This is a genomic window from Polaromonas sp. SP1 (genome assembly GCF_003711205.1).
Classification (GTDB): Bacteria; Pseudomonadota; Gammaproteobacteria; order Burkholderiales; family Burkholderiaceae_C; genus Polaromonas.
Genome location: NZ_CP031013.1, coordinates 1802615 through 1822383 on the forward strand (window position 1 = coordinate 1802615; position 19769 = coordinate 1822383).

Consider the following 19769-nt stretch of genomic DNA (forward strand, 5'->3'; position numbering starts at 1 on the left):
CAACAGGAAAGAAAAGGATTTAACACATGAAATCATTACTCGACCTGTTCAAGCAATTCACGCCGGATGAGCATTTCGATGCCATCAAGATCGGCATGGCTTCGCCCGAGAAGATCCGTTCGTGGTCTTTCGGCGAAGTGAAAAAGCCTGAAACCATCAACTACCGCACCTTCAAGCCAGAGCGCGACGGTCTTTTTTGCGCCAAGATCTTTGGCCCTATCAAGGACTACGAATGCCTGTGCGGCAAGTACAAGCGCCTCAAGCACCGCGGTGTCATCTGCGAGAAGTGCGGCGTTGAAGTCACGCAAACCAAGGTTCGCCGCGAACGCATGGGTCACATCGACCTGGCCGCACCGTGCGCGCACATCTGGTTCCTGAAGTCGCTGCCTTCACGTCTGGGCCTGGTGCTCGACATGACGCTGCGCGACATCGAGCGCGTGCTGTACTTTGAAGCCTATGTGGTGACCGACCCCGGCATGACCCCGCTGAAGAAATTCAGCATCATGTCGGAAGACGACTACGACGCCAAACGCAAGGAATACGGCGACGAGTACACCGCCAAGATGGGCGCGGAAGGCATCAAGGACCTGCTCGAAGGGCTGGACCTCGATGTTGAAATCGACAAGCTGCGCAATGACCTGACCGGCTCTGAAATCAAGATCAAGAAAAACGCCAAGCGTTTGAAATTGATGGAAGCGTTCAAGAAGTCCGGCATCAAGCCGGGCTGGATGGTGCTCGACGTGCTGCCCGTGCTGCCACCGGATCTGCGTCCGCTGGTGCCGCTCGATGGCGGCCGCTTTGCGACCTCCGACTTGAACGACCTGTATCGCCGCGTTATCAACCGCAACAGCCGTCTGCGCCGTCTGCTGGAACTGAAAGCGCCTGAAATCATTGCCCGCAATGAAAAGCGCATGCTGCAGGAAGCTGTGGACTCGCTGCTGGACAACGGCCGCCGCGGCAAGGCCATGACGGGCGCCAACAAGCGCGCACTGAAGTCTCTGGCCGACATGATCAAGGGCAAGTCAGGCCGTTTCCGCCAGAATTTGCTGGGCAAACGCGTCGACTACTCCGGCCGTTCAGTCATTACCGTGGGCCCGACGCTCAAGCTGCACCAGTGCGGTTTGCCCAAGCTCATGGCGCTGGAACTGTTCAAGCCTTTCATCTTCGCGCAGCTCGAGTCGCGCGGCATCGCCACGACCATCAAGGCCGCGAAGAAGGAAGTTGAATCCGGCACGCCGGTGGTGTGGGACATCCTGGAAGAGGTCATCAAAGAGCACCCCGTGATGCTGAACCGTGCGCCTACGCTGCACCGCCTCGGTATCCAGGCCTTTGAGCCTATCCTGATCGAAGGCAAGGCGATCCAGCTGCACCCGCTCGTCTGCTCGGCTTTCAACGCCGACTTTGACGGTGACCAGATGGCTGTTCACGTGCCGCTGTCGGTCGAAGCGCAGATGGAGGCCCGCACTCTGATGCTGGCTTCGAACAACATTTTGTTCCCCGCCAACGGCGAGCCTTCCATCGTTCCTTCGCAGGACGTTGTGCTGGGCCTGTACTACACGACCCGCGACCGTACCAACGGCAAGGGCGAAGGCCTGGTGTTCTCCGACACCGGCGAAGTCCGCCGCGCGTTTGACGCGGGTGAGCTCGACCTGAACGCCCGCATCAGCGTGCGCCTGACCGAGTACACCAAGGACAAGGAAACGAAAGAGTTCGTGCCTTCGACCAAGCTGTGGGAAACCACGGGCGGCCGTGCACTGCTGTCGGAAATCCTGCCCAAGGGCCTGCCTTTCTCCAACATCAACAAGGCGTTGAAGAAGAAGGAAATCTCCAAGCTCATCAACGTGTCTTTCCGCAAGTGCGGATTGAAAGAGACCGTGGTGTTTGCCGACAAGCTGCTGCAGTCGGGCTTCCGCCTGGCGACAAAAGCCGGCATCTCGATCTGCATCGACGACATGCTGATCCCCAAGGAAAAGCCCGCCATCATTGCGCGCGCCCAGAAGGAAGTCAAAGAGATCGAGCAGCAGTATGTTTCGGGCCTGGTGACCTCCGGCGAGCGCTACAACAAGGTGGTCGACATCTGGGGCAAGTCCGGCGACGAAGTGTCCAAGGTGATGATGGCCCAGCTCTCGAAAGAGAAGGTCATTGACCGCAACGGCAAGGAAGTCGAGCAGGAATCCTTCAACTCCATCTACATGATGGCCGACTCCGGCGCCCGCGGTTCCGCCGCGCAGATTCGCCAGGTCGCCGGTATGCGGGGTTTGATGGCCAAGCCTGACGGCTCCATCATCGAAACGCCGATTACCGCCAACTTCCGCGAAGGCCTGAACGTGCTGGAGTACTTCATCTCCACCCACGGTGCCCGTAAGGGCCTGGCCGACACGGCGCTGAAAACCGCCAACTCCGGTTACCTCACGCGCCGCCTGTGCGACGTGGTGCAGGATCTGGTGGTCACGCAAGACGACTGCGGCACGCAGGAAGGCTCGCTCATGCGCGCCATCGTTGAAGGCGGTGAGGTCATCGAATCGCTGCGCGACCGTATCCTCGGCCGCACCGCGGTCGAAGACGTGCTGCACCCCGAGAACCGCGCGGTTCTGGCCAAGGCCGGCACGATGCTGGACGAAGACCTGATCGAAGACCTCGAAGCAGCCGGCGTGGACGAAGTGAAAGTGCGCACCGCACTGACCTGCGAAACCCGCTTCGGCCTGTGCGCCAAGTGCTACGGCCGCGATCTGGGCCGTGGCGGCCTCATCAATATCGGCGAAGCGGTCGGTATCATCGCCGCCCAGTCGATCGGTGAGCCCGGCACGCAGCTGACGATGCGTACCTTCCACATCGGCGGCGCCGCATCGCGCGCAGCCATCGCCTCCAGCGTGGAAGCCAAGTCCAACGGCGTGATCGGTTTCAACGCACCGATGCGCTATGTGACCAACAGCAAGGGCGAACTGGTCGTGATCGCCCGTTCCGGCGAGATCGTCATCCATGACGAACACGGCCGCGAGCGCGAGCGCCACAAGGTGCCGTACGGCGCCACGTTGACCGTCAAGGCCGACCAGACCATCAAGGCCGGCGCCATCCTGGCCAACTGGGATCCGCTGACGCGCCCCATCATTACCGAGTTCGCCGGCAAGGTGGCCTTCGAGAATGTGGAAGAAGGCGTGACGGTTGCCAAGCAGGTTGACGATGTGACCGGTCTGTCCACCCTGGTGGTGATCGATCCGAAACGCCGCGGCGCCACGAAAGTGATCCGTCCGCAGGTCAAGCTGATCGACGCCTCCGGCCACGAAGTGAAGATCCCCGGCACCGATCACTCGGTGACGATCGGCTTCCAGGTGGGCGCGCTGGTTCAGGTGCGCGACGGCCAGGACGTGGGTCCCGGCGAAGTGCTGGCCCGTATCCCTATCGAAGGCCAGAAGACCCGCGACATTACCGGCGGTCTGCCGCGTGTTGCCGAGCTGTTCGAAGCCCGTACGCCGAAAGACAAGGGCACGCTGGCCGAGATGACCGGTACCGTTTCCTTCGGTAAAGAAACCAAGGGCAAGGTTCGCCTGCAGATCACCGATCCTGAAGGCAAGGTCTGGGAAGACCTGGTTCCTAAGGAAAAGAACATCCTGGTGCACGAAGGCCAGGTGGTCAACAAGGGCGAGTCGATTGTGGACGGCCCGGCCGACCCGCAAGACATCCTGCGCCTGCTGGGCATGGAAGAGCTGGCCCGCTACATCGTCGACGAAGTGCAGGACGTTTACCGCCTGCAGGGCGTGAAGATCAACGACAAGCACATCGAAGTGATTGTTCGCCAGATGCTGCGCCGCGTGGTCGTTGAAAACGTCGGTGACTCCAGCTACATCGCCGGTGAGCAGGTCGAGCGTTCCGCCATGCTGGATGCCAACGACGCCCTGCGCGCTGAAGGCAAGATCCCCGCAACGTTCAGCAACCTGCTGCTCGGTATCACCAAGGCATCGCTGTCGACCGATTCGTTCATCTCTGCGGCTTCCTTCCAGGAAACCACCCGCGTGCTCACCGAGGCTGCCATCATGGGCAAGCGCGACGAGCTGCGCGGCCTGAAAGAGAACGTGATCGTCGGCCGCCTGATCCCTGCCGGTACCGGCATGGCTTACCACGAGGCACGCAAAGCCAAGGACCAGATGGACGACGCAGAGCGCCGTGCCATTGCCGAAGCTGAAGCGGCTGAACTGGAAGCGATGCCTGCCGCGGCGGAAGCCGGCAGCGACAGCGCAGCTTCCGAGTAAGCGCCTCCCGCCATCCGGCGCCTTTCGGGGCGCCCGGCCCCACACCTGCAAAGGTGTGGGGCTTTTTTTTGGACCGAAACCGTGGGTGCAAGCCGGTGCGATGAAATTTGAAAATTTATAAAAAAAGCGGCTGTAGCCCATACTGTATATTGGGATGCAGCTATAAAAACAATAGCAACAAGGGAAGCTGGGGGCGGCGAAAGGCGTCCTTCTTGCTGCTGCGCCCAAAAAGCAGTTAACCTCGCGGCTGTCACGCGCAGGCCGGGCGCCCGCCCCGCCACCCACCCCGTATCAAGGAATACCCATGTCCCTCAGCACCCTTGTTTTGATCGTTGTGTTTGCCTTGCTGGTCTTCTGGGCCGTGGGCGCCTACAACCGGCTGATTCGCCTGAAAAACATCATCGCCAATGCCTTCGGCCAGATCGACGTGCAGCTCAAGCGCCGGTACGACCTGGTTCCCAACCTGGTGGAAGCCGCCAAAAAATACCTGCAGCACGAACAAAGCACGCTGGAAGCCGTGACGCTGGCACGCAACCAGGCGCGCACCGCCAGCGATGCGGTGCGCAGCCGGCCGGCCAATGCCGGCGCCGTGACGGCGCTGGCGGTGGCCGAACAGGCGCTGGACGGCAGCCTGGGCCGCCTCTTTGCGGTAGCAGAGGCCTACCCCGAACTCAAAGCCGACCAGACCATTCGCGAACTCAGCGAAGAACTCACCAGCACCGAGAACAAGGTCGGCTTTGCCCGCCAGGCTTACAACGACGCCGTGCTGGACTACAACAATGCGCAGGGGCAGTTTCCGGCGCTGCTGATTGCACGCCTCTTCGGCTTTGCACCGTCCGCCATGCTGCAGGCGACTGAAAGCGCCGTGGAGCGCCAGGCCGTCCGTATTCAACTTTAGTTTCCTGCAGTCACCATGCGTTTTTTCGAACGCCAGGAAGCCGCCCGCGCACAGACTACCCAACTGCTTGTGTTGTTTGCGCTCACCGTGCTGGCTCTGGTTGTGGCCGTCAATGCTGCCCTGGCTTTGACCTGGCGCATCGTGACGCCCGGCTTCAGCGGCTACCCGGCGTATTTTTTTGCGGTGAACACAGGCATGACCCTGCTGTTCGTGCTGGGCGGCTGGTGGCTGGAAACGTCGGCCTTGCAGGGCGGCGGCGAGCGGCTGGCGCGCCGCGCCGGGGCCCGGGAAGCCTGGCCGGCCAGCCGCGAGGCCGAGCGCAAGCTGTGCAATATCGTCAGCGAGCTGGCGATTGCCGCCGGCATGAAACCGCCCCTGGCCATGGTGCTGGACCGCGAAGAGGGCATCAACGCCTTTGCCGCCGGATGGGATGAAGGCGATGCGGTGGTCGCGGTGACACGCGGCGCGCTCGAGCACCTCACGCGCGACGAACTGCAAGGCCTGGTGGCGCATGAGTTCAGCCACCTGCGCGAGGGTGACACCCGCCTGAACATGCGCCTGGCCGGCATGGTGTTCGGGCTGGAGATGATTTTCAACCTCGGGCGCAGCATGTGCGAGGCCGATGGAAACGGCCAGCGTTCTTTTCTCGCCCTGCCTGGTTTTGCGATCAAAGTCACGGGCTCCCTCGGCTGGCTGGCGGGGCGCGCACTGAAGGCCGCAGTGTCGCGCCAGCGCGAGTTTCTGGCCGATGCGCGCGCCGTGCAGTTCACTCGCAGCCGTGACGGCCTGGGCGGCGTATTGCGCAAGGTAGTGGGCCAGCAGGAGCAGGGCGGCCTGGTTTCACGCACCCTGCACCCCGCGGTGCAACACATGCTGTTGGTGGGCGCAAGCGCAGACGCCCGCTGGTTTGCCAGCCACCCGCCCTTGCCCGAACGCATTCGCCGCATCTACGGCCGCCCGATGACGGCATTGCCCGCCCGGCGTGACGATGAAATGGCGACGCGGCCCGGCGCCATTTTCTGAATGCCCGCGCCGGCCTGGATTGCGGTGCCTCAGCGATGACTTGCGAATAAGCACATCGCCAATGGTTCGATGAAGGGCCTGTCGTGATCCATTGAAGTACTGGATACTCCCTATAGGGTGCCAGGGGCACCGCGTTAAATTGTCAGTTGAAGAAGAACTGCTGCCCAAAAACGACAGGAGAACCCATGAGAACGTCACGTATTGCAACAGCCCCAGGATTCAGGGCATTCAAACAACTCGCACTGCCCTTGCTGTGTCTTGCGCTCAGCCCCCTGGCCCAGGCGCAAAGCGCCGGCACCAAAGAGGCGCTGTATGTCAAAAGCCTGGCCGCCACCTGCGCCAACTGCCACGGCACCAACGGCACGGTCGTGCAAGGCTCTTCGGTCACCTCATTGGCAGGACTCGACAAGGGCTACATCGTGGCGCAAATGAACGCCTTCAAAGCCGGCACGCGGCCTGCCACGGTGATGCACCAGATCAGCAAGGGCTACAACGATGCGCAGATCGAGTCGCTGGCGACTTACTTTGCCGCCCAGAAGAAGTAAGGAAGAAAGAACATCATGAACACGCATCTTCATTCCCTTCCCGGCTTCAAGCGCCGCTCTTTCCTGCAGTCCACCGCAGCCCTGGGTTTGCTGGGCCTGGCCGGATGCGCCACCACCTCGATCCCTTCCAAAGCCAAAGTGGTCGTCATCGGCGGCGGCTATGGCGGCGCCACCGCGGCCAAGTATGTGCGCCTGCTGTCCGACAACAAAATCGATGTGGTGCTGATCGAGCCGCAGGACGCGTTTATCTCCTGCCCCATCTCCAACCTGGTGCTCAGCGGCGGCAAGCAGATCAGCGACCTGACGACGTCGTATGCCGGCCTGTCGCGCAACCACGGCATCACCGTGGTGAAAGACTACGCCAGCGCCATCGACACCGCCAAGAAAACCGTCACGCTGGCCGGCGGCGCCACCATCGCCTACGACAAGCTCGTGGTTTCGCCCGGCATTGAGCTGATGTTCGGCAGCATCGAAGGACTGAAAGAGGCCAACGCCTCCGGCCAGGTCTTGCAGGCCTGGAAGGCCGGCGCGGAAACCGTGGCGCTGCGCCGCCAGCTTGAAGCCATGCCCGACGGCGGCGTGTATGCCATCACGATTCCTGAAGCGCCTTACCGCTGCCCGCCCGGCCCGTATGAGCGTGCCAGCGTGATTGCCGGCTACTTCAAGGCGGCCAAGCCGCGCAGCAAGGTACTCATCCTCGACGCGAATCCGGACGTCACGTCCAAGGGGCCGCTGTTCAAGAAGGTTTGGGCCGAGCAGTACAAAGGCATCATCGAATACCGCGGCCAGCACAAGGCCACGGCGGTCGACGCCAAGGCCGGCATCATCAAGTTCGATGTGCAGGACGACGTCAAGGCCAACGTGCTCAATGTGCTGCCCGCCATGCGCGCCGGCACGATTGCCGTGCAGGCCGGCCTGAACAACCAGGCCAACAACCGCTGGTGCGGCGTCAACTACCTGACGTTTGAATCCACCGCCGCGAAAGACGTGCACGTGCTGGGCGACTCCATCCAGGTCGCGCCGGCCATGCCCAAGAGCGGCCACATGGCCAACAACCACGGCAAGGTCGCCGCCGCCGCCATCGTGGCGCAGCTCTCGGGTTGGGACGTGAACCCCGCACCCATGCTCACCAACACCTGCTACAGCTTTGTCGACAACAAGAACGTGATCCACGTGGCCAGCGTGCACGAATACGTGGTGGCCGAGAAAACCTTCAAGGCGGTGGCCGGCTCCGGCGGGGTCAGCGCCGGGCCCACCGAGCTTGAAGGCGTCTACGCGCTGAACTGGGCCAGTAATATCTGGGCAGACACGCTGGTTTAGCCCCCACGGTCGCTCACTTCGTGTAGCTTCCTGCCCCCCGAGGGGGCCGCCCGCCTACGGCCCGGCAAAGCCGGTTCCGCGGCTCATGCTTGCATTTCACTCCTCCCCGAAGAGCGGTGATCTCTTGGCTGGTCTAATACGGATTGACCGCCTATTCCAGGTGGTATCTGTGAACCGATGCAAGACAACCCGACCCAAGTCCCCCTGTGGCGCCAGCTGCAAGGGGCGGCTTCCCTTTTGATGGCCGTGCGCGACGGCCAGTCCATGACAGCCGCGCTGGAAGATGTCGACGGCGCGTTGCGGCCCGGCGTCCAGTCGCTGGGCTTTCACACGCTGCGCTGGCTGGGCCGCGCCGAGGCCCTGCGCCAGCAGTTGGCCCGCCGCCCGCCGCCGCCCGAGGCTGACGCCTTGCTGTGCGTGGCGCTGGCCTTGATCTGGACCGAACACGATGCGCCCTACACGGCGCACACGCTGGTCGACCAGGCCGTCGAAGCCGCCAAGCGCGGCGATGCCACCCAGCACCAGGCCAGTTTTATCAACGGCTGCCTGCGCCGCTTTTTGCGCGAACGCGACGAGCTGGTGGCGCGTACCGAAAAAAGCCCACAGGCCGTGTGGAACCACCCGCAGTGGTGGATAGACCGGGTGCGCAAGGACCACCCGGACAGCTGGCAGGCCGTCTTGCAGGCCAACAACAGCCGGGCCCCGCTGATCTTGCGGGTTAATGAACGAAAAACGACTCAAGCCCAATACCTGTCTGCACTTTCTGCTATCAATATTGAAGCGGCGCCGGTCGGAAAGCACGGCGTGATCCTGGCCCGCGCACAAGCCGTCAGCCTGCTGCCCGGCTTTGCGGAAGGGCACTTTTCGGTGCAGGACGCTGCGGCGCAGCTGGCGGCGCCCTTGCTTCTGGAGGGGCTGGAGACCGGCGGCGGCGCGAACGCCCGCCTGAACATCCTCGACGCCTGCGCCGCGCCGGGCGGCAAAACCGCCCACCTGCTTGAGCTGGCCGACTGCGAGGTGACGGCGCTCGACATCGATGCCCGGCGCTGTGAACGCGTCAAGCAGAACCTGCAGCGCCTGGGCCTGCAGGCCGACATTCGCGTCGGTGACGCCGGCAAGCCCGACGCCTGGTGGGACGGGCGGCTGTATGACGGCATCCTGCTGGACGCGCCGTGCACCGCCTCCGGCATCGTGCGGCGCCACCCCGACGTGCGCTGGCTGCGCCGCCCCACGGACATCCCCCAGCTGGCCGACATCCAGGCGCATTTGCTCAAAACGCTCTGGCCTTTGCTGAAGGCCGGCGGGCGTCTGCTGTATTGCACCTGTTCGGTTTTTCGTGCCGAAGGCGACAACCAGATACAAACGTTTCTTACGCACCACACCGACGCCTCATTAAAGCCCTCCCCGGGGCATTTGCTCCCCCAAAGTGGCGCCGAAGCGACGGTCTTCCCGGACAATTTGATGCGTGAGCACGACGGTTTTTATTACGCACTCCTTGAAAAACGCCTCGGCTGACCTCCGCCGGCGCGCGCTCGCCCTTGCCCGGCTTGTGCTGGGAATGTGCTTTTCCGCCGCTTTGGCCTGGGCGCCGGGCGCCGCTTCGGCCACGGAGATCACGCAGCTGCGGGTTGAGCGCGGCGACGACGGTGTCCACCTCTCGGCCCTGGTCCGGTTTGACCTTCCGCCCGTGGTGGAAGACGCCCTGCTCAAGGGCATTCCGATGTTTTTTGTGGTCGAAGCCGACATTTACCGCGACCGCTGGTACTGGACGGACCCGCGTGTGGTCAGCGCCGCCCGCACCATCCGCCTGGCCTACCAGCCTTTGACCCGCCGCTGGCGCGTCAACATCGCCTCGGGCCTGATCACCAGCTCGGGCGGCCTGCGCGCCACGCTGAACCAGAACTACGAAACGCTTCCCGAGGCCCTGTCGGCCATCCAGCGCGTGGCCCGCTGGAAGATCGCCGAGGCCTCCGAAATCGACCCGGACGCCGCGCACAAGCTGGACTTCAATTTCCGGCTCGATTTGTCCCAGCTGCCGCGGCCCTTCCAGATCGGTGTGGCGGGGCAACGGGAGTGGAATATTTCAGCGCAGGTCAAGGAGCGGCTCAAGCTTGAACCCGCCGCACCTCCCGCTGCCGCAGGCACCGAGGCCGCCAAGTGAACCTGCAGGTCAGCGGCGGGTCCCTCAAGAGCAGCAAGGCCTTTCGCTGGACGGTCGGCGTCGGCATAGGCGCCATCGTGGCGCTCGGCCTGGTGCTGATGTTCCTGCTCACGCAGGCCACCGGCAACCGCGAACTTTACGAACGCAATTACGCGCTGCTCCTCGTATTGAATGTCACCGTTGCCGGCTTGCTGCTGCTGGTGATCGGCTGGATCGTGGTGCGCCTGGCTGTGCGGTTGCGCCGCGGCCGCTTCGGCAGCCGCCTGCTGGTCAAGCTGGCCGCGATTTTTGCGCTGGTCGGCCTGATGCCGGGGCTCATGATTTATGTGGTGTCCTACCAGTTCGTCTCGCGCTCCATCGAAAGCTGGTTTGACGTCGAAGTCGAAGGCGCGCTGGCCGCCGGCCTGAACCTCGGCCGCGCCACGCTGGACACCCTGGCGGCCGACCTGGGCAACAAGACACGCCAGGCCGCCACGCAGATCTCTGAAACCCCCGACGCCATGGCCGGCCTGGCGCTTGAGCGCCTGCGCGACCAGCTGCAGGCCAGCGACGTCGTGCTGTGGAGCCCGTCGGGCCAGGTCATCGCCAGCGCCGGCGAGTCGCGCTTTTTGCTCAAGCCCGAGCGGCCCTCGGTGCAGCAGCTGCGCAGCGCGCGCACGCAGCGCGTCGTCACGCAGATCGAAGGCCTGGATGAAGTGGTGTCGGCGGGCAACGGCGAGTTGACGGCGGGCGCCGCCGGGCCCGCCGCCAATGTCGGCACGGCGCCGCGCGTCAAGGCCATTGCCGTGGTGAACAACCCCAACGTGAGCGCGCTGGGAGACTCCCGGTATTTGCAGGTCACCCAGTTGTTACCTGAAGGCCTGGTGGCCAATGCCATCGCCGTGCAGGAGGCCAACCGCGAATACCAGGAGCGGGCGCTGGCGCGCGGCGGCCTGCGCAAGATGTACATAGGCACCCTCACGCTCAGCCTTTTCCTGGCAGTGTTCGGCGCCGTGCTGCTGGCGGTGGTGCTGGGCAACCAGCTGGCCAAACCCCTGCTGGTGCTGGCTGAAGGCGTGCGCCAGGTGGCGCAGGGCGACCTCACGCCCAAGGCTGCCCTGCAAGGCAAGGACGAGCTGGGCGGGCTGACGCGCTCATTTGCCGACATGACGCAGCAGCTGTCGGACGCCCGCTCCGCCGTGCAGCAAAGCATGAGCCAGGTCGACGCCGCGCGCGCCAACCTGCAAACCATCCTGGACAACCTCACCGCCGGCGTCATCGTGCTGGATGTGCGCGGCCGCATCCAGTCCAGCAACCCCGGCGCGACGCGCATCCTGCGTGCGCCGCTGGCCGCTTACCACGGCAAGTCGCTGGGTGAAGTCCCCGGGTTGGGCACCTTTGCCAAAGACGTGCAGACGCAGTTTGCCGATTACCTCAGCGACAACGCCCCGCATGGGCTGGAGCACTGGCAGCAGTCGTTCGAGCTCAACGCGGCCATGACCGGTGCGCCCGACAACGCCACCACGCTGATCGCGCGCGGCGCCAGGATGCCGGGCACCGAAGAATTTCTGCTGGTGTTCGACGATGTCTCCGAAATGGTGTCGGCCCAGCGCGCACAGGCCTGGGGCGAGGTGGCGCGCAGGCTGGCCCACGAGATCAAGAACCCGCTCACGCCGATCCAGCTGTCGGCCGAGCGCCTTGAAATGAAACTCACCGGCAAGGTGGGCGAAGCCGAGCAGTTGCTGCTCACCAAGTCCGTGAAAACCATCGTCGACCAGGTCGACGCCATGAAGCGGCTCGTCAACGAGTTTCGCGACTACGCCCGGCTGCCGGCCGCTGAACTCAAGCCCGTGGACCTCAACGCCCTGATCGGCGACGTCATGCAGCTTTACCTGAGCGACCCCTACGCCGACGGCCATGGCGGCCGGCGCAGCGATTCCGCAGCGTCCGTGCCCGTCGTCACCGAGCTCGACCCCAAAGCCCCGCTGATCCAGGGCGACGCCCAGCAGCTGCGCCAGGTCATCCACAACCTGCTGCAAAACGCGCAGGACGCCCAGGAAGGCAAGGAGGGCGCGCGTGTCACCCTCAAGACCGAATACTCCGACACCTCCAGACGTGTCCGCCTGAGCGTGCGCGACAACGGCACCGGCTTCCCCGAACACATCCTCAAACGCGCCTTTGAGCCCTATGTCACCACCAAGGTCAAAGGCACCGGGCTGGGGCTGGCGGTCGTCAAGAAAATCGCCGACGAGCACGGCGCGCGTATTGATATTTCCAACCGCGTGGTGGACGGCGCGGTGCAAGGAGCGCAAGTGTCGTTATCATTTGCAGTTGTGGCATAACAACACATTCAGTAACACTTCGATCTCGAACTAAATTACGGCATCGCAAACAACAGGCAGGCAGCAATTCAATCATGGCAAATATTCTGGTGGTCGACGACGAACTGGGCATACGCGACCTTCTCTCAGAAATTCTTAATGACGAAGGGCACCAGGTCGAGCTTGCCGAAAATGCGGCACAAGCCCGCGCCGCCCGCAGCCGTTCCAGGCCCGACCTCGTGCTGCTGGACATCTGGATGCCCGACACCGACGGCGTGACTTTGCTCAAGGAGTGGTCCTCCAGCGGCCTGCTCACCATGCCCGTCATCATGATGAGCGGCCATGCCACCATCGACACCGCTGTGGAGGCGACCAAGATCGGCGCCATGGCGTTTCTTGAAAAACCCATCACCCTGCAAAAATTGCTCAAAGCGGTGGAGCAGGGCCTGACCAAGACGGCCGCCCGCAAACCCGCGCCCCTGAACAGCAGCAGCCCTGCAGCGCATGCGGCTGAGCTCACCGTGGAGGCCGTGATGACCGGCGGTGTGCTGCCAACGCCGGTGGACCTCGGCCCCCAGGCCACGCAGAGTTTCCTGCTTGAAAAACCGCTGCGCGACGCGCGCGACGAATTTGAAAAAGCCTACTTTGAATTCCACCTGGCCAAAGAAGGCGGCTCCATGACCCGCGTGGCGGAAAAAACCGGCCTGGAGCGCACCCACCTCTACCGCAAACTCAAGCAATTGGGTGTCGATCTCACCCGCGGCAAGCGCGGTCTCTGATCCCGCAGCTGCCCGCCCGCCGGGCACCCCTTTCGGGTGATATATAATCTAAGGCTCAGGCCCGGTAGCTCAGTCGGTAGAGCAGAGGATTGAAAATCCTTGTGTCGGTGGTTCGATTCCGCCCCAGGCCACCAGATGCGCAAGCCCTTGATTCCTAACGGACTCAAGGGCTTTTTTGCTTCTGGGATGCCGCCATGTCACAGGATGCGAAACATCCGGTGGTCGATGCGGCCCGGGCCGTATTCGCCGTAGCCGACGGTGACTATCCCGCACAACCACGCGTAGCGTTCGTCGGACGTCTCGAAGCGGGGCGTGGGGCGCACGTAGCTTTCATCAAAAGACAATCTCTCGCCTTTGGCCAGGCGCTGGCGGCCATCCGCCGGGAATTTGAGGATGCCGTGCGACTCATAGTGAATGAGCACACCGTCATGCGTGCGCAGGGTTGCGCGGACATCCATGCGGCTGGTGCCGTCGGCGCCGAGCGAGACCCAGTCGCCGCCGCCCGGCAGCATTTCGCCCCGAAAGCGGGGGCCTTCAAAGCGGCCGCCTTTCACCACAAAGGTCAAACGGGTGCCGAGGGGTGTTGCGATCACCTGGCCGAGCTCCAGGTCGATGCTGAGGTCGCAGAGGTGCTCGACGGGCAAGGCGTTGATCAGCGGCCGATCAAACAAGGGTGTGGCTGGATGACCAGCGGCGGGGGTTTTGGCGTTCGTCATGCTGCTTCCATCGCGGCCTTGACCTGCGCAAAATTGAAGAAGGTGTCTTTCCGGGTGACAAGCCCGGCGTCATCCACCTCCACGACGTCGAGCGCGCGAAACTCCCTGCGCGCCTTGCCGGGCGGCTGGAAGGTCAGGTCCCATTCGAGCGTCCAGTGCCTGTCGCCCAGCAGGAGGCGGTGTGTCACCACGCCAAAACCGGGATAACGCTCGAACACTTCGGCGAACTCCTTGCGCAGCGCGGGTTTGCCCTTCACTTCTTCGTTGCGGCCATGCGCCTGAAACGTCGAGTCGGGCGCGTGCAGCGCAAGAATGGCCTCGGGATTGCGGGCGATCCATGCCGCGGCGTAGCGGTCGGCGATGGCGGCAATATCCAGTTGGGTAAGTTCAGACATGAGAAACCTTTCGATGTCATCCAGTGGGGTTCGCGGAAGATCGGTTGATTCCGCGGTTCGCAAAAGAACGGCTTCGCACCGTTTTGCGGACATTGGCGACTATACCTATGATTATCATAGTGACAAGGGGTATGATGGGAAATATGACTGAAACGCCGGCTTTACCCCCTACAGAACCAGCAACGCTGTGCCCGATTGCCCGGGCACAGGACATCGTGGGCGACCGCTGGACCGTGCTGGTCCTTCGGGAGCTGTTTCTCGGCTCGCGCCGTTTTGAGGAGATCCAGGTGCAGTCGCGGGCCACCCCGCAGATGCTTGCGGCGAGGCTGAAGAAGCTGGAGGCGGACGGCATGATCGAGCGACGCCCGTACAACGAAAGGCCCCTGCGCCACGAGTACCACCTGACCGCGATGGGGCAGGCTTTTTACCCGGTCTTCCTCGCGTTGCGGGCCTGGGGCGAGACCTGGTGCAAGTCCGCCGGGGAAGAAGTTGCCATTCAGTACACACACATCCCCTGCGGCCAGGATCCTGGCCTGGGCCCCACCTGCCAGGAGTGCGGAGGGGTGATGCGCAGGGAGGATCTGTCGGCCAAGCTCAGCGGCTCATTCGACGCCGAACGGCAGGCGCGGCGGGAGGCCTTTAAAAGCGGGCGCCCCTGAAGCCGCCGCGGAGTTTGTTCAGCGCCCCAAAAAAACACCCCGATGCGCCGGACGCATCGGGGTGTTTTTGCTGGCAACCGCCACGCGGGCGGCGGCTTGCTTCAACCAGTTTATTGAACGACAGGGTAGTCGCGCTCCAGGGCGGCGGTAGAAGCCACCTTGCCGATTTCGGCTTTCACTTCAGCGCGGGTCTTGCTGCTGGCGGGGGCGGCATGCGCGTCCCCGAAGTCATTGCCCAGATTTACCTTGTAGCTGCCGTCGCGCTGTGCCTGCAGGAGTTCAGCTTTCACTTCAGCGCGGGTCTTGGTGCTGACGGTGTTGTTCACCTGGTCCAGGGGATAGGGATCGCGGCCTTCGGCGAAGCTGCTGGCGGAGCCGAAGATGGCGACGGCGGAGATGGCAAGAACGGAGGCGGAGACGAGATTCGATTTCATGATGAATTTCCTTGAGATGATTTAAAAAAATCCGGTCGGACGGGCGATGTGCCCGAGGGGCCTTCCTCGCTGAGTCGTTGTTATGAAAGTGGCTCACCGATGCATCAAAGCTTGTTGCGCAAGGCCGATAGACAAGTGCGCGTTTTCAGAACATTCCATTGCCGAAACTGGAACAATGAAAGCGTGTGTTGAAGGAACTTTTCGGCGTGCAAAAAGTTTTGGCGGTGTCAGGCATGTGTCAAGAACCGCGCCGGCAGCGCATGTCTTTCACATGGGGACGAACCGCTGACTTTCATCCCGTGCGCGCACACGCACGGGGCTGCGACATGCAATGCGACCGGCTGTTGCCGCCGTCGAACGAAGAAATCAGTCCTGCCGGGTTTCCATCTTCTTGATCACCTTGCGCGTGTACTCGGTCATGAACTCGAGGAACACGCTGGTGCGCACCGGAATGAATTTGCGGCTGGGCAGTGCCGCATACAAGGTGTTGGTGCCGGTGATCCACGGCGAGAGGATGCGCTGCAGCGCGCCGCTGCCCAGGTGGTTGGCCACCAGGTCGATGGACTGGCTCATGATGCCCGCGCCGTCCACGCAGGCGCGTATCAGCGTGTCGCTGTGGTTGACGAGCATGCTGGGCTCGATCTGCACCTCGACCACACGCCTGTCTTCCTTGGGATTGGTGAGCCGCCACACGCGGTGCCGGTTGGCCGCCTGCTTCACGCGCAGGCAATGGTGCTGCGGCAGGTCCTCGGGCAACTGCGGCGTGCCGTTGCGGCGCAGGTAGTCGGGTGAGGCGCACAGGATGCCGTCGGACGACGCAATCGGCCGCGCGATGATGTTGGCGTCAAAGGTGTCGGCCGCGCCCAGCAAGGTCAGGTCGTAGTCTTCCACCGGCGGCACCAGCGGCGAGTCGACATGGATGTCGAGCACGACCTTGGGGTAGCGCCGCCCGAACTCGGCCACCAGCGGCGCCAGCACGTGCACCGCAAACACCGGCGGCGTCATGATGCGGATGGTGCCGGACATTTCTTGCGCGTGGGCCTGGGCGGCGGCATGGGCTTCGTCGATGTCGGTGAGGATGTGCCGCACGCGGGCCAGGTAGGTTTCGCCGGCATCCGTCAGCGCCAGGCGGCGCGTGGTGCGCTGCAGCAGCCGCACGCCCAGGTGGTCTTCCAGGTCGCCCACCAGGCGCGTCACCACGGCCGAAGACATGTCGAATTTGCGCGCCGCAGCGGCAAAACTGCCGTCATCGACCACCTGCTGGAACACGCGCATTGACTGTAGTCTGTCCATGGTTAACCCCTATATAGCACCTTCATTGTTGCTAATTTAACAGCAATGTATTGTTGGGAATGATATTTTTTGATTGATTTAACAGGAATACAGTTCATACATCGATGAGCCGAAGCCAGTTACAAGGCGACTCACCGAGGCTGGACAGACGGGGAGATGAGCCCGCCATGCCCGGAACGTCACATTAACTTTGAAAGGATATTCATCATGAAATCGAACTTTATCGCCGCTGCTGTTGTTGCCGTTGCCGCTTTTGGCTCCGTGGGTGCTTCCGCCCAGACCTTCAACTCTTTCCTGTTTGACCAGATGCAAGCGCCCGCCACCAAAACCCGCGCTGAAGTCAAAAGCGAAGTGGTGCAAGCCCAGAAGGACAATTCTGCTTCCAGCTACAACGGCGCAATCGCCCAGCAAAACCTGAGCGCCCCCCGCGCCGAGAAAACCGGCACGGCTCCCCAGGCTGCTGCGGACCTCGTGAAGCCTACCGCCCAGTAAGCGCATTGGCGGGGAAGCCCGCTTTGCCGCCCAGGCCAACGCCCCGTCGCCCTTTTGGGTTGCGGGGCGTTGGCGCATTTGGGGTCTAGGCGAAGCTGATTTTGCTATTAAAAACATAGCAATAAGCCTATACCACGATTGGGCTGGAGGCCTAAATCGCTTGAATTTTTGCCGGTGCGCCAGAGGCCGGAAGGCGCTTCAGCCCAGCGGCGCCCAGTGGTTGTCCAGGCGCAGCTCTTTCAGCGCCGATGCGCGGACGGCGCCGCGGCTGTCCTGCGTGATGGCTGCCAGCCGGCCGGCCGCCCACAGGTTCGGCGCTTGATGCTTCTGCGGCGCCTCGGCCGCCAGCGCGCAGGCTTCTTGCAGCGGTAAAAAGCCGGCCCATTCGCCATCGGCGCGCCACAGCGCCACACCGTTGGCGCGCGGGCAGCTCACCGCAAAGCCGCCGCCCGCCGGGGCAATATCGCCGCCGTAGCCCGCCAGCTGCTGGCCCGGGCCGGCGGCGCGGGTTTGCAGGCGCTGGCCGTCAAACACCGCCAGCACCGGCGCAGCGGCTTTGGCGGCCGCATCGTCGTGCTCGGCCTGCAGCGCGATGCCCAGCAGGCGCTGGCCCGACACCGTATGAGCGCCTTCGGCCCAGGCGATGTGGCGCAGGCTCAGGCGTTGGTCGGCCAGCCGCCACTGGCCGCGCAGCTCGCCGGTGCGCGTATCCAGCCGCACCAGCGAGGCGTCCATGCGCTCCATGTGAAGCTTCAGCCGCCCCGTTTCAGGCAGGGCCGGAATGCCGCCGTTGGCCACCACCAGGCTGCCATCAGCGTCCAGCAACAACTCATGCGGGTCCATGCCATGGGTGGGCCATTCGCCGGTTTTTTCCAGCGTGGCCGCATCGCGAATGCCGATCAGGCCCTGGCCGGTTTCCAGGTGGGTTTCGGTGGTGTAGATCCGCTTGCCGTCGGGGCTGGCAATGACATGGCCGTTGAAGGCGCGGTCGGGTTCTATCCAGCCCCAGGCAATGGCCTGGCCGCCTTGCGCCACATCAGGTTTCCAGCGCAGCAGCCAGTCGCCGGGCCGGCGCGCCACGGCCAGCAGCGTGCCGCCGGCTTCCACCCACACGCCGTGCGCGCGCGTGGGCACGTCCAGCGCGGCGCACACCGCGAGTGCTGCGCCGCGCTTCGTCAGCACGCCCACCTGGTAGCCCTCGCTGCCTTCCCAGGCGGCAGCCAGTTGCAGCGCGCGCGCGGCTGCCCCGGCAGGCAGGGCCAGTGGCGCGGCCAGCGCGGCAGCATACGCGGTGGCATGGACCAGCCACTGGCGGCGGTGCAGCGTGAAAGGCTCGCGCATCAAAGACTCAATCCCCGTCCGCGTCCGAAAACCCGATGCTGACTTCCAGCGCAGGCGCGATCTCCGCTTCGGTGAGCTTTTTCAGCTCGGCCAGCGAACGCCCGGCCGCCGTGATGCCGGCGCGGTTGGCGGGCGAAATGTTTTGCAGCGCCTTGTCGGCCTTGCCCACGCTTTGCGCCAGCTTGTCGGCCGGCTCGTTGCGGCCCAGGCCGCGCAAATAGGTTTCAATCGGCGCTAGCGCCGTGCCGGGGCGCGGCGCCTCGCTGGCCTGTGAGGGTGCGGCGCCAAGCGTGCGCAGCGCCTGCCACTGCGCGGCCCAGCGCGCGGCGGTCTGGCCGCTGGCGCTGCGGGCATACGGCGCGGCATTGCGCCCGCCTTGGGCGGCGCCCGCCATGCGCGGCTTTTCCATCTCGGCCCAGCGCAGGCGCTCCAGCGCGCCCGTCCACTGGTTGATCAACTCGCTCATCGCCGGGCCATTGCTTTCTTCGCCTTCACCGGGCGGGCGTGCCGCCAGGTCGCTGAAGGCCTTGGCCAGCGTGTCGGCTTCGCGCTGGATGTCGGCGGCGACCTGCACCGCATAACGGCAAGCCGGTGTGGCCGGCGCGATGGCTTGTGTCCACAGCAGCCACTCGAGCGCGGGCAGGCCCTTGGCCGGCGTGCCTATGCTTTCCATGGCGGCCGCATCCTGCGGAGCGGTTTGAATCGCGCGCTTGATGAGCTCGGGCCGCGTCGGCGTGAAGTCGATCTGCCGGGTCGAGCGCCGCTGCACCAGCGGGCCGACCTGCACACCGCTCAGGCGGTCCCAGGCCAGGGCGGTGGCTTTCCAGCGTTCGCGCGCCTGCTCCAGTTTGGATGCCGACGCGTCTGCGCCGGCATCGCATACCGCAGAGATCGCAGGCGGCAAGCCGCCGGCCTGCTCCGCAAACGCAGCGGCTTGCGGCGCATACCAAAAGCGGTAGGCGCCGCGCATGAAATCACCCGCGGTGTAAAACGGCACGGCCACGTTGGCGGCCACGGTTTGCGCGTTTGCCGCGCCGCCGGCCAGCAGCGCGGCGCAAATGAAGGCGCGCAGGGCGTTGCGCAAGGCGGGGTTCGATTCAGCAGTGAGGGGATTCATCGGAAAGAGTGCCTTGTCTTTGTTCTTTGTAGTTGTGTAGCAATCACAG

At 63.8% G+C, this 19769-nt stretch carries 17 protein-coding genes and 1 tRNA gene; 12 read left to right on the forward strand and 6 right to left on the reverse strand.

From position 1 onward, the window contains the following. Window positions 1-26 precede the first annotated feature (26 nt). The 10 genes from rpoC to DT070_RS08665 all read left to right on the forward strand — a co-directional run bounded on the left by rpoC (window position 27) and on the right by DT070_RS08665 (window position 13407). Entirely contained in the window at window positions 27-4247 is a 4221-nt protein-coding gene (gene rpoC, locus DT070_RS08620) for a DNA-directed RNA polymerase subunit beta' (RefSeq protein ID WP_122955015.1), read from the forward strand. Between the two features lie 304 nt (window positions 4248-4551). Further along, window positions 4552-5145 carry a LemA family protein gene (locus DT070_RS08625; RefSeq protein WP_122955016.1) on the forward strand — a complete coding sequence of 198 codons (594 nt, stop codon included), beginning with the start codon at window positions 4552-4554 and terminating at the stop codon, window positions 5143-5145. Window positions 5146-5160: 15 nt separating this feature from the next. Continuing rightward, on the forward strand, window positions 5161-6168 hold the full coding sequence (locus DT070_RS08630; RefSeq protein WP_122955017.1) for a M48 family metalloprotease: 1008 nt from the start codon (window positions 5161-5163) through the stop codon (window positions 6166-6168). Window positions 6169-6353: 185 nt separating this feature from the next. Further along, the gene (locus tag DT070_RS08635; protein WP_122955018.1) at window positions 6354-6713 is read left to right on the forward strand and encodes a c-type cytochrome; all 360 of its coding nucleotides are present in this window, start codon (window positions 6354-6356) and stop codon (window positions 6711-6713) included. A 15-nt stretch (window positions 6714-6728) separates the two neighbouring features. Then, the gene (locus DT070_RS08640) at window positions 6729-8033 is read left to right on the forward strand and encodes an NAD(P)/FAD-dependent oxidoreductase (RefSeq protein ID WP_122955019.1); all 1305 of its coding nucleotides are present in this window, start codon (window positions 6729-6731) and stop codon (window positions 8031-8033) included. A 177-nt stretch (window positions 8034-8210) separates the two neighbouring features. After that, entirely contained in the window at window positions 8211-9548 is a 1338-nt protein-coding gene (rsmB, locus tag DT070_RS08645; protein WP_122955020.1) for a 16S rRNA (cytosine(967)-C(5))-methyltransferase RsmB, read from the forward strand. Window positions 9549-9591: 43 nt separating this feature from the next. Next, window positions 9592-10194, forward strand: a complete 603-nt coding sequence (locus tag DT070_RS08650; protein WP_228778540.1) for a DUF4390 domain-containing protein — start codon at window positions 9592-9594, stop codon at window positions 10192-10194. Further along, window positions 10191-12515, forward strand: a complete 2325-nt coding sequence (locus tag DT070_RS08655) for an ATP-binding protein (protein ID WP_206074058.1) — start codon at window positions 10191-10193, stop codon at window positions 12513-12515. Before DT070_RS08650 ends, DT070_RS08655 begins: the two co-directional genes overlap by 4 nt. Window positions 12516-12589: 74 nt before the next feature. Continuing rightward, window positions 12590-13273 carry a response regulator gene (locus DT070_RS08660; RefSeq protein ID WP_122955022.1) on the forward strand — a complete coding sequence of 228 codons (684 nt, stop codon included), beginning with the start codon at window positions 12590-12592 and terminating at the stop codon, window positions 13271-13273. Between the two features lie 58 nt (window positions 13274-13331). Continuing rightward, window positions 13332-13407 (forward strand) — tRNA-Phe (locus DT070_RS08665). Between the two features lie 63 nt (window positions 13408-13470). Here the strand turns inward: DT070_RS08665 and DT070_RS08670 are convergent. After that, window positions 13471-13989 (reverse strand): DUF3237 domain-containing protein, encoded by a 519-nt coding sequence (locus tag DT070_RS08670; protein WP_122955023.1) that lies wholly within the window; start codon window positions 13987-13989, stop codon window positions 13471-13473. Continuing rightward, entirely contained in the window at window positions 13986-14384 is a 399-nt protein-coding gene (locus tag DT070_RS08675; protein ID WP_164483735.1) for a nuclear transport factor 2 family protein, read from the reverse strand. Before DT070_RS08675 ends, DT070_RS08670 begins: the two co-directional genes overlap by 4 nt. A gap of 143 nt (window positions 14385-14527) precedes the next feature. Here DT070_RS08675 and DT070_RS08680 point away from each other — a divergent pair, with 143 nt between their 5' ends. Beyond that, entirely contained in the window at window positions 14528-15043 is a 516-nt protein-coding gene (locus DT070_RS08680; RefSeq protein ID WP_122957328.1) for a helix-turn-helix domain-containing protein, read from the forward strand. Window positions 15044-15153: 110 nt separating this feature from the next. Here DT070_RS08680 and DT070_RS08685 read toward each other — a convergent pair whose 3' ends face one another. Together DT070_RS08685 and DT070_RS08690 are read right to left on the reverse strand one after the other, a co-directional pair. Beyond that, window positions 15154-15477, reverse strand: a complete 324-nt coding sequence (locus DT070_RS08685) for a DUF4148 domain-containing protein (protein WP_122955025.1) — start codon at window positions 15475-15477, stop codon at window positions 15154-15156. Between the two features lie 366 nt (window positions 15478-15843). Then, window positions 15844-16770 carry a LysR family transcriptional regulator gene (locus tag DT070_RS08690; RefSeq protein WP_122955026.1) on the reverse strand — a complete coding sequence of 309 codons (927 nt, stop codon included), beginning with the start codon at window positions 16768-16770 and terminating at the stop codon, window positions 15844-15846. Window positions 16771-16977: 207 nt separating this feature from the next. Between DT070_RS08690 and DT070_RS08695 the strand changes: the two genes are divergently transcribed. Beyond that, window positions 16978-17262, forward strand: coding sequence for a DUF4148 domain-containing protein (locus DT070_RS08695; protein ID WP_122955027.1), 285 nt, complete (start codon window positions 16978-16980; stop codon window positions 17260-17262). Between the two features lie 198 nt (window positions 17263-17460). Here the strand turns inward: DT070_RS08695 and DT070_RS08700 are convergent, their stop codons facing one another. Then, window positions 17461-18603 (reverse strand): DUF1513 domain-containing protein, encoded by a 1143-nt coding sequence (locus DT070_RS08700; RefSeq protein ID WP_122955028.1) that lies wholly within the window; start codon window positions 18601-18603, stop codon window positions 17461-17463. Window positions 18604-18610: 7 nt separating this feature from the next. Next, a complete protein-coding gene (locus tag DT070_RS08705; RefSeq protein WP_122955029.1) occupies window positions 18611-19720 on the reverse strand; it encodes an imelysin family protein in 1110 nt (369 codons plus the stop codon). Between the last annotated feature and the right edge of the window lie 49 nt (window positions 19721-19769).

Bases quoted from the DNA above. Each gene is read 5' to 3' on its own strand.
- rpoC (WP_122955015.1), top strand. From the start codon at position 27: ATGAAATCATTACTCGACCTGTTCAAGCAATTCACGCCGGATGAGCAT.
- DT070_RS08625 (WP_122955016.1), top strand. From the start codon at position 4,552: ATGTCCCTCAGCACCCTTGTTTTGATCGTTGTGTTTGCCTTGCTGGTC.
- DT070_RS08630 (WP_122955017.1), top strand. From the start codon at position 5,161: ATGCGTTTTTTCGAACGCCAGGAAGCCGCCCGCGCACAGACTACCCAA.
- DT070_RS08635 (WP_122955018.1), top strand. From the start codon at position 6,354: ATGAGAACGTCACGTATTGCAACAGCCCCAGGATTCAGGGCATTCAAA.
- DT070_RS08640 (WP_122955019.1), top strand. From the start codon at position 6,729: ATGAACACGCATCTTCATTCCCTTCCCGGCTTCAAGCGCCGCTCTTTC.
- rsmB (WP_122955020.1), top strand. From the start codon at position 8,211: ATGCAAGACAACCCGACCCAAGTCCCCCTGTGGCGCCAGCTGCAAGGG.
- DT070_RS08650 (WP_228778540.1), top strand. From the start codon at position 9,592: ATGTGCTTTTCCGCCGCTTTGGCCTGGGCGCCGGGCGCCGCTTCGGCC.
- DT070_RS08660 (WP_122955022.1), top strand. From the start codon at position 12,590: ATGGCAAATATTCTGGTGGTCGACGACGAACTGGGCATACGCGACCTT.
- DT070_RS08670 (WP_122955023.1), bottom strand. From the start codon at position 13,989: ATGACGAACGCCAAAACCCCCGCCGCTGGTCATCCAGCCACACCCTTG.
- DT070_RS08675 (WP_164483735.1), bottom strand. From the start codon at position 14,384: ATGTCTGAACTTACCCAACTGGATATTGCCGCCATCGCCGACCGCTAC.
- DT070_RS08680 (WP_122957328.1), top strand. From the start codon at position 14,528: ATGACTGAAACGCCGGCTTTACCCCCTACAGAACCAGCAACGCTGTGC.
- DT070_RS08685 (WP_122955025.1), bottom strand. From the start codon at position 15,477: ATGAAATCGAATCTCGTCTCCGCCTCCGTTCTTGCCATCTCCGCCGTC.
- DT070_RS08690 (WP_122955026.1), bottom strand. From the start codon at position 16,770: ATGGACAGACTACAGTCAATGCGCGTGTTCCAGCAGGTGGTCGATGAC.
- DT070_RS08695 (WP_122955027.1), top strand. From the start codon at position 16,978: ATGAAATCGAACTTTATCGCCGCTGCTGTTGTTGCCGTTGCCGCTTTT.
- DT070_RS08700 (WP_122955028.1), bottom strand. From the start codon at position 18,603: ATGCGCGAGCCTTTCACGCTGCACCGCCGCCAGTGGCTGGTCCATGCC.
- DT070_RS08705 (WP_122955029.1), bottom strand. From the start codon at position 19,720: ATGAATCCCCTCACTGCTGAATCGAACCCCGCCTTGCGCAACGCCCTG.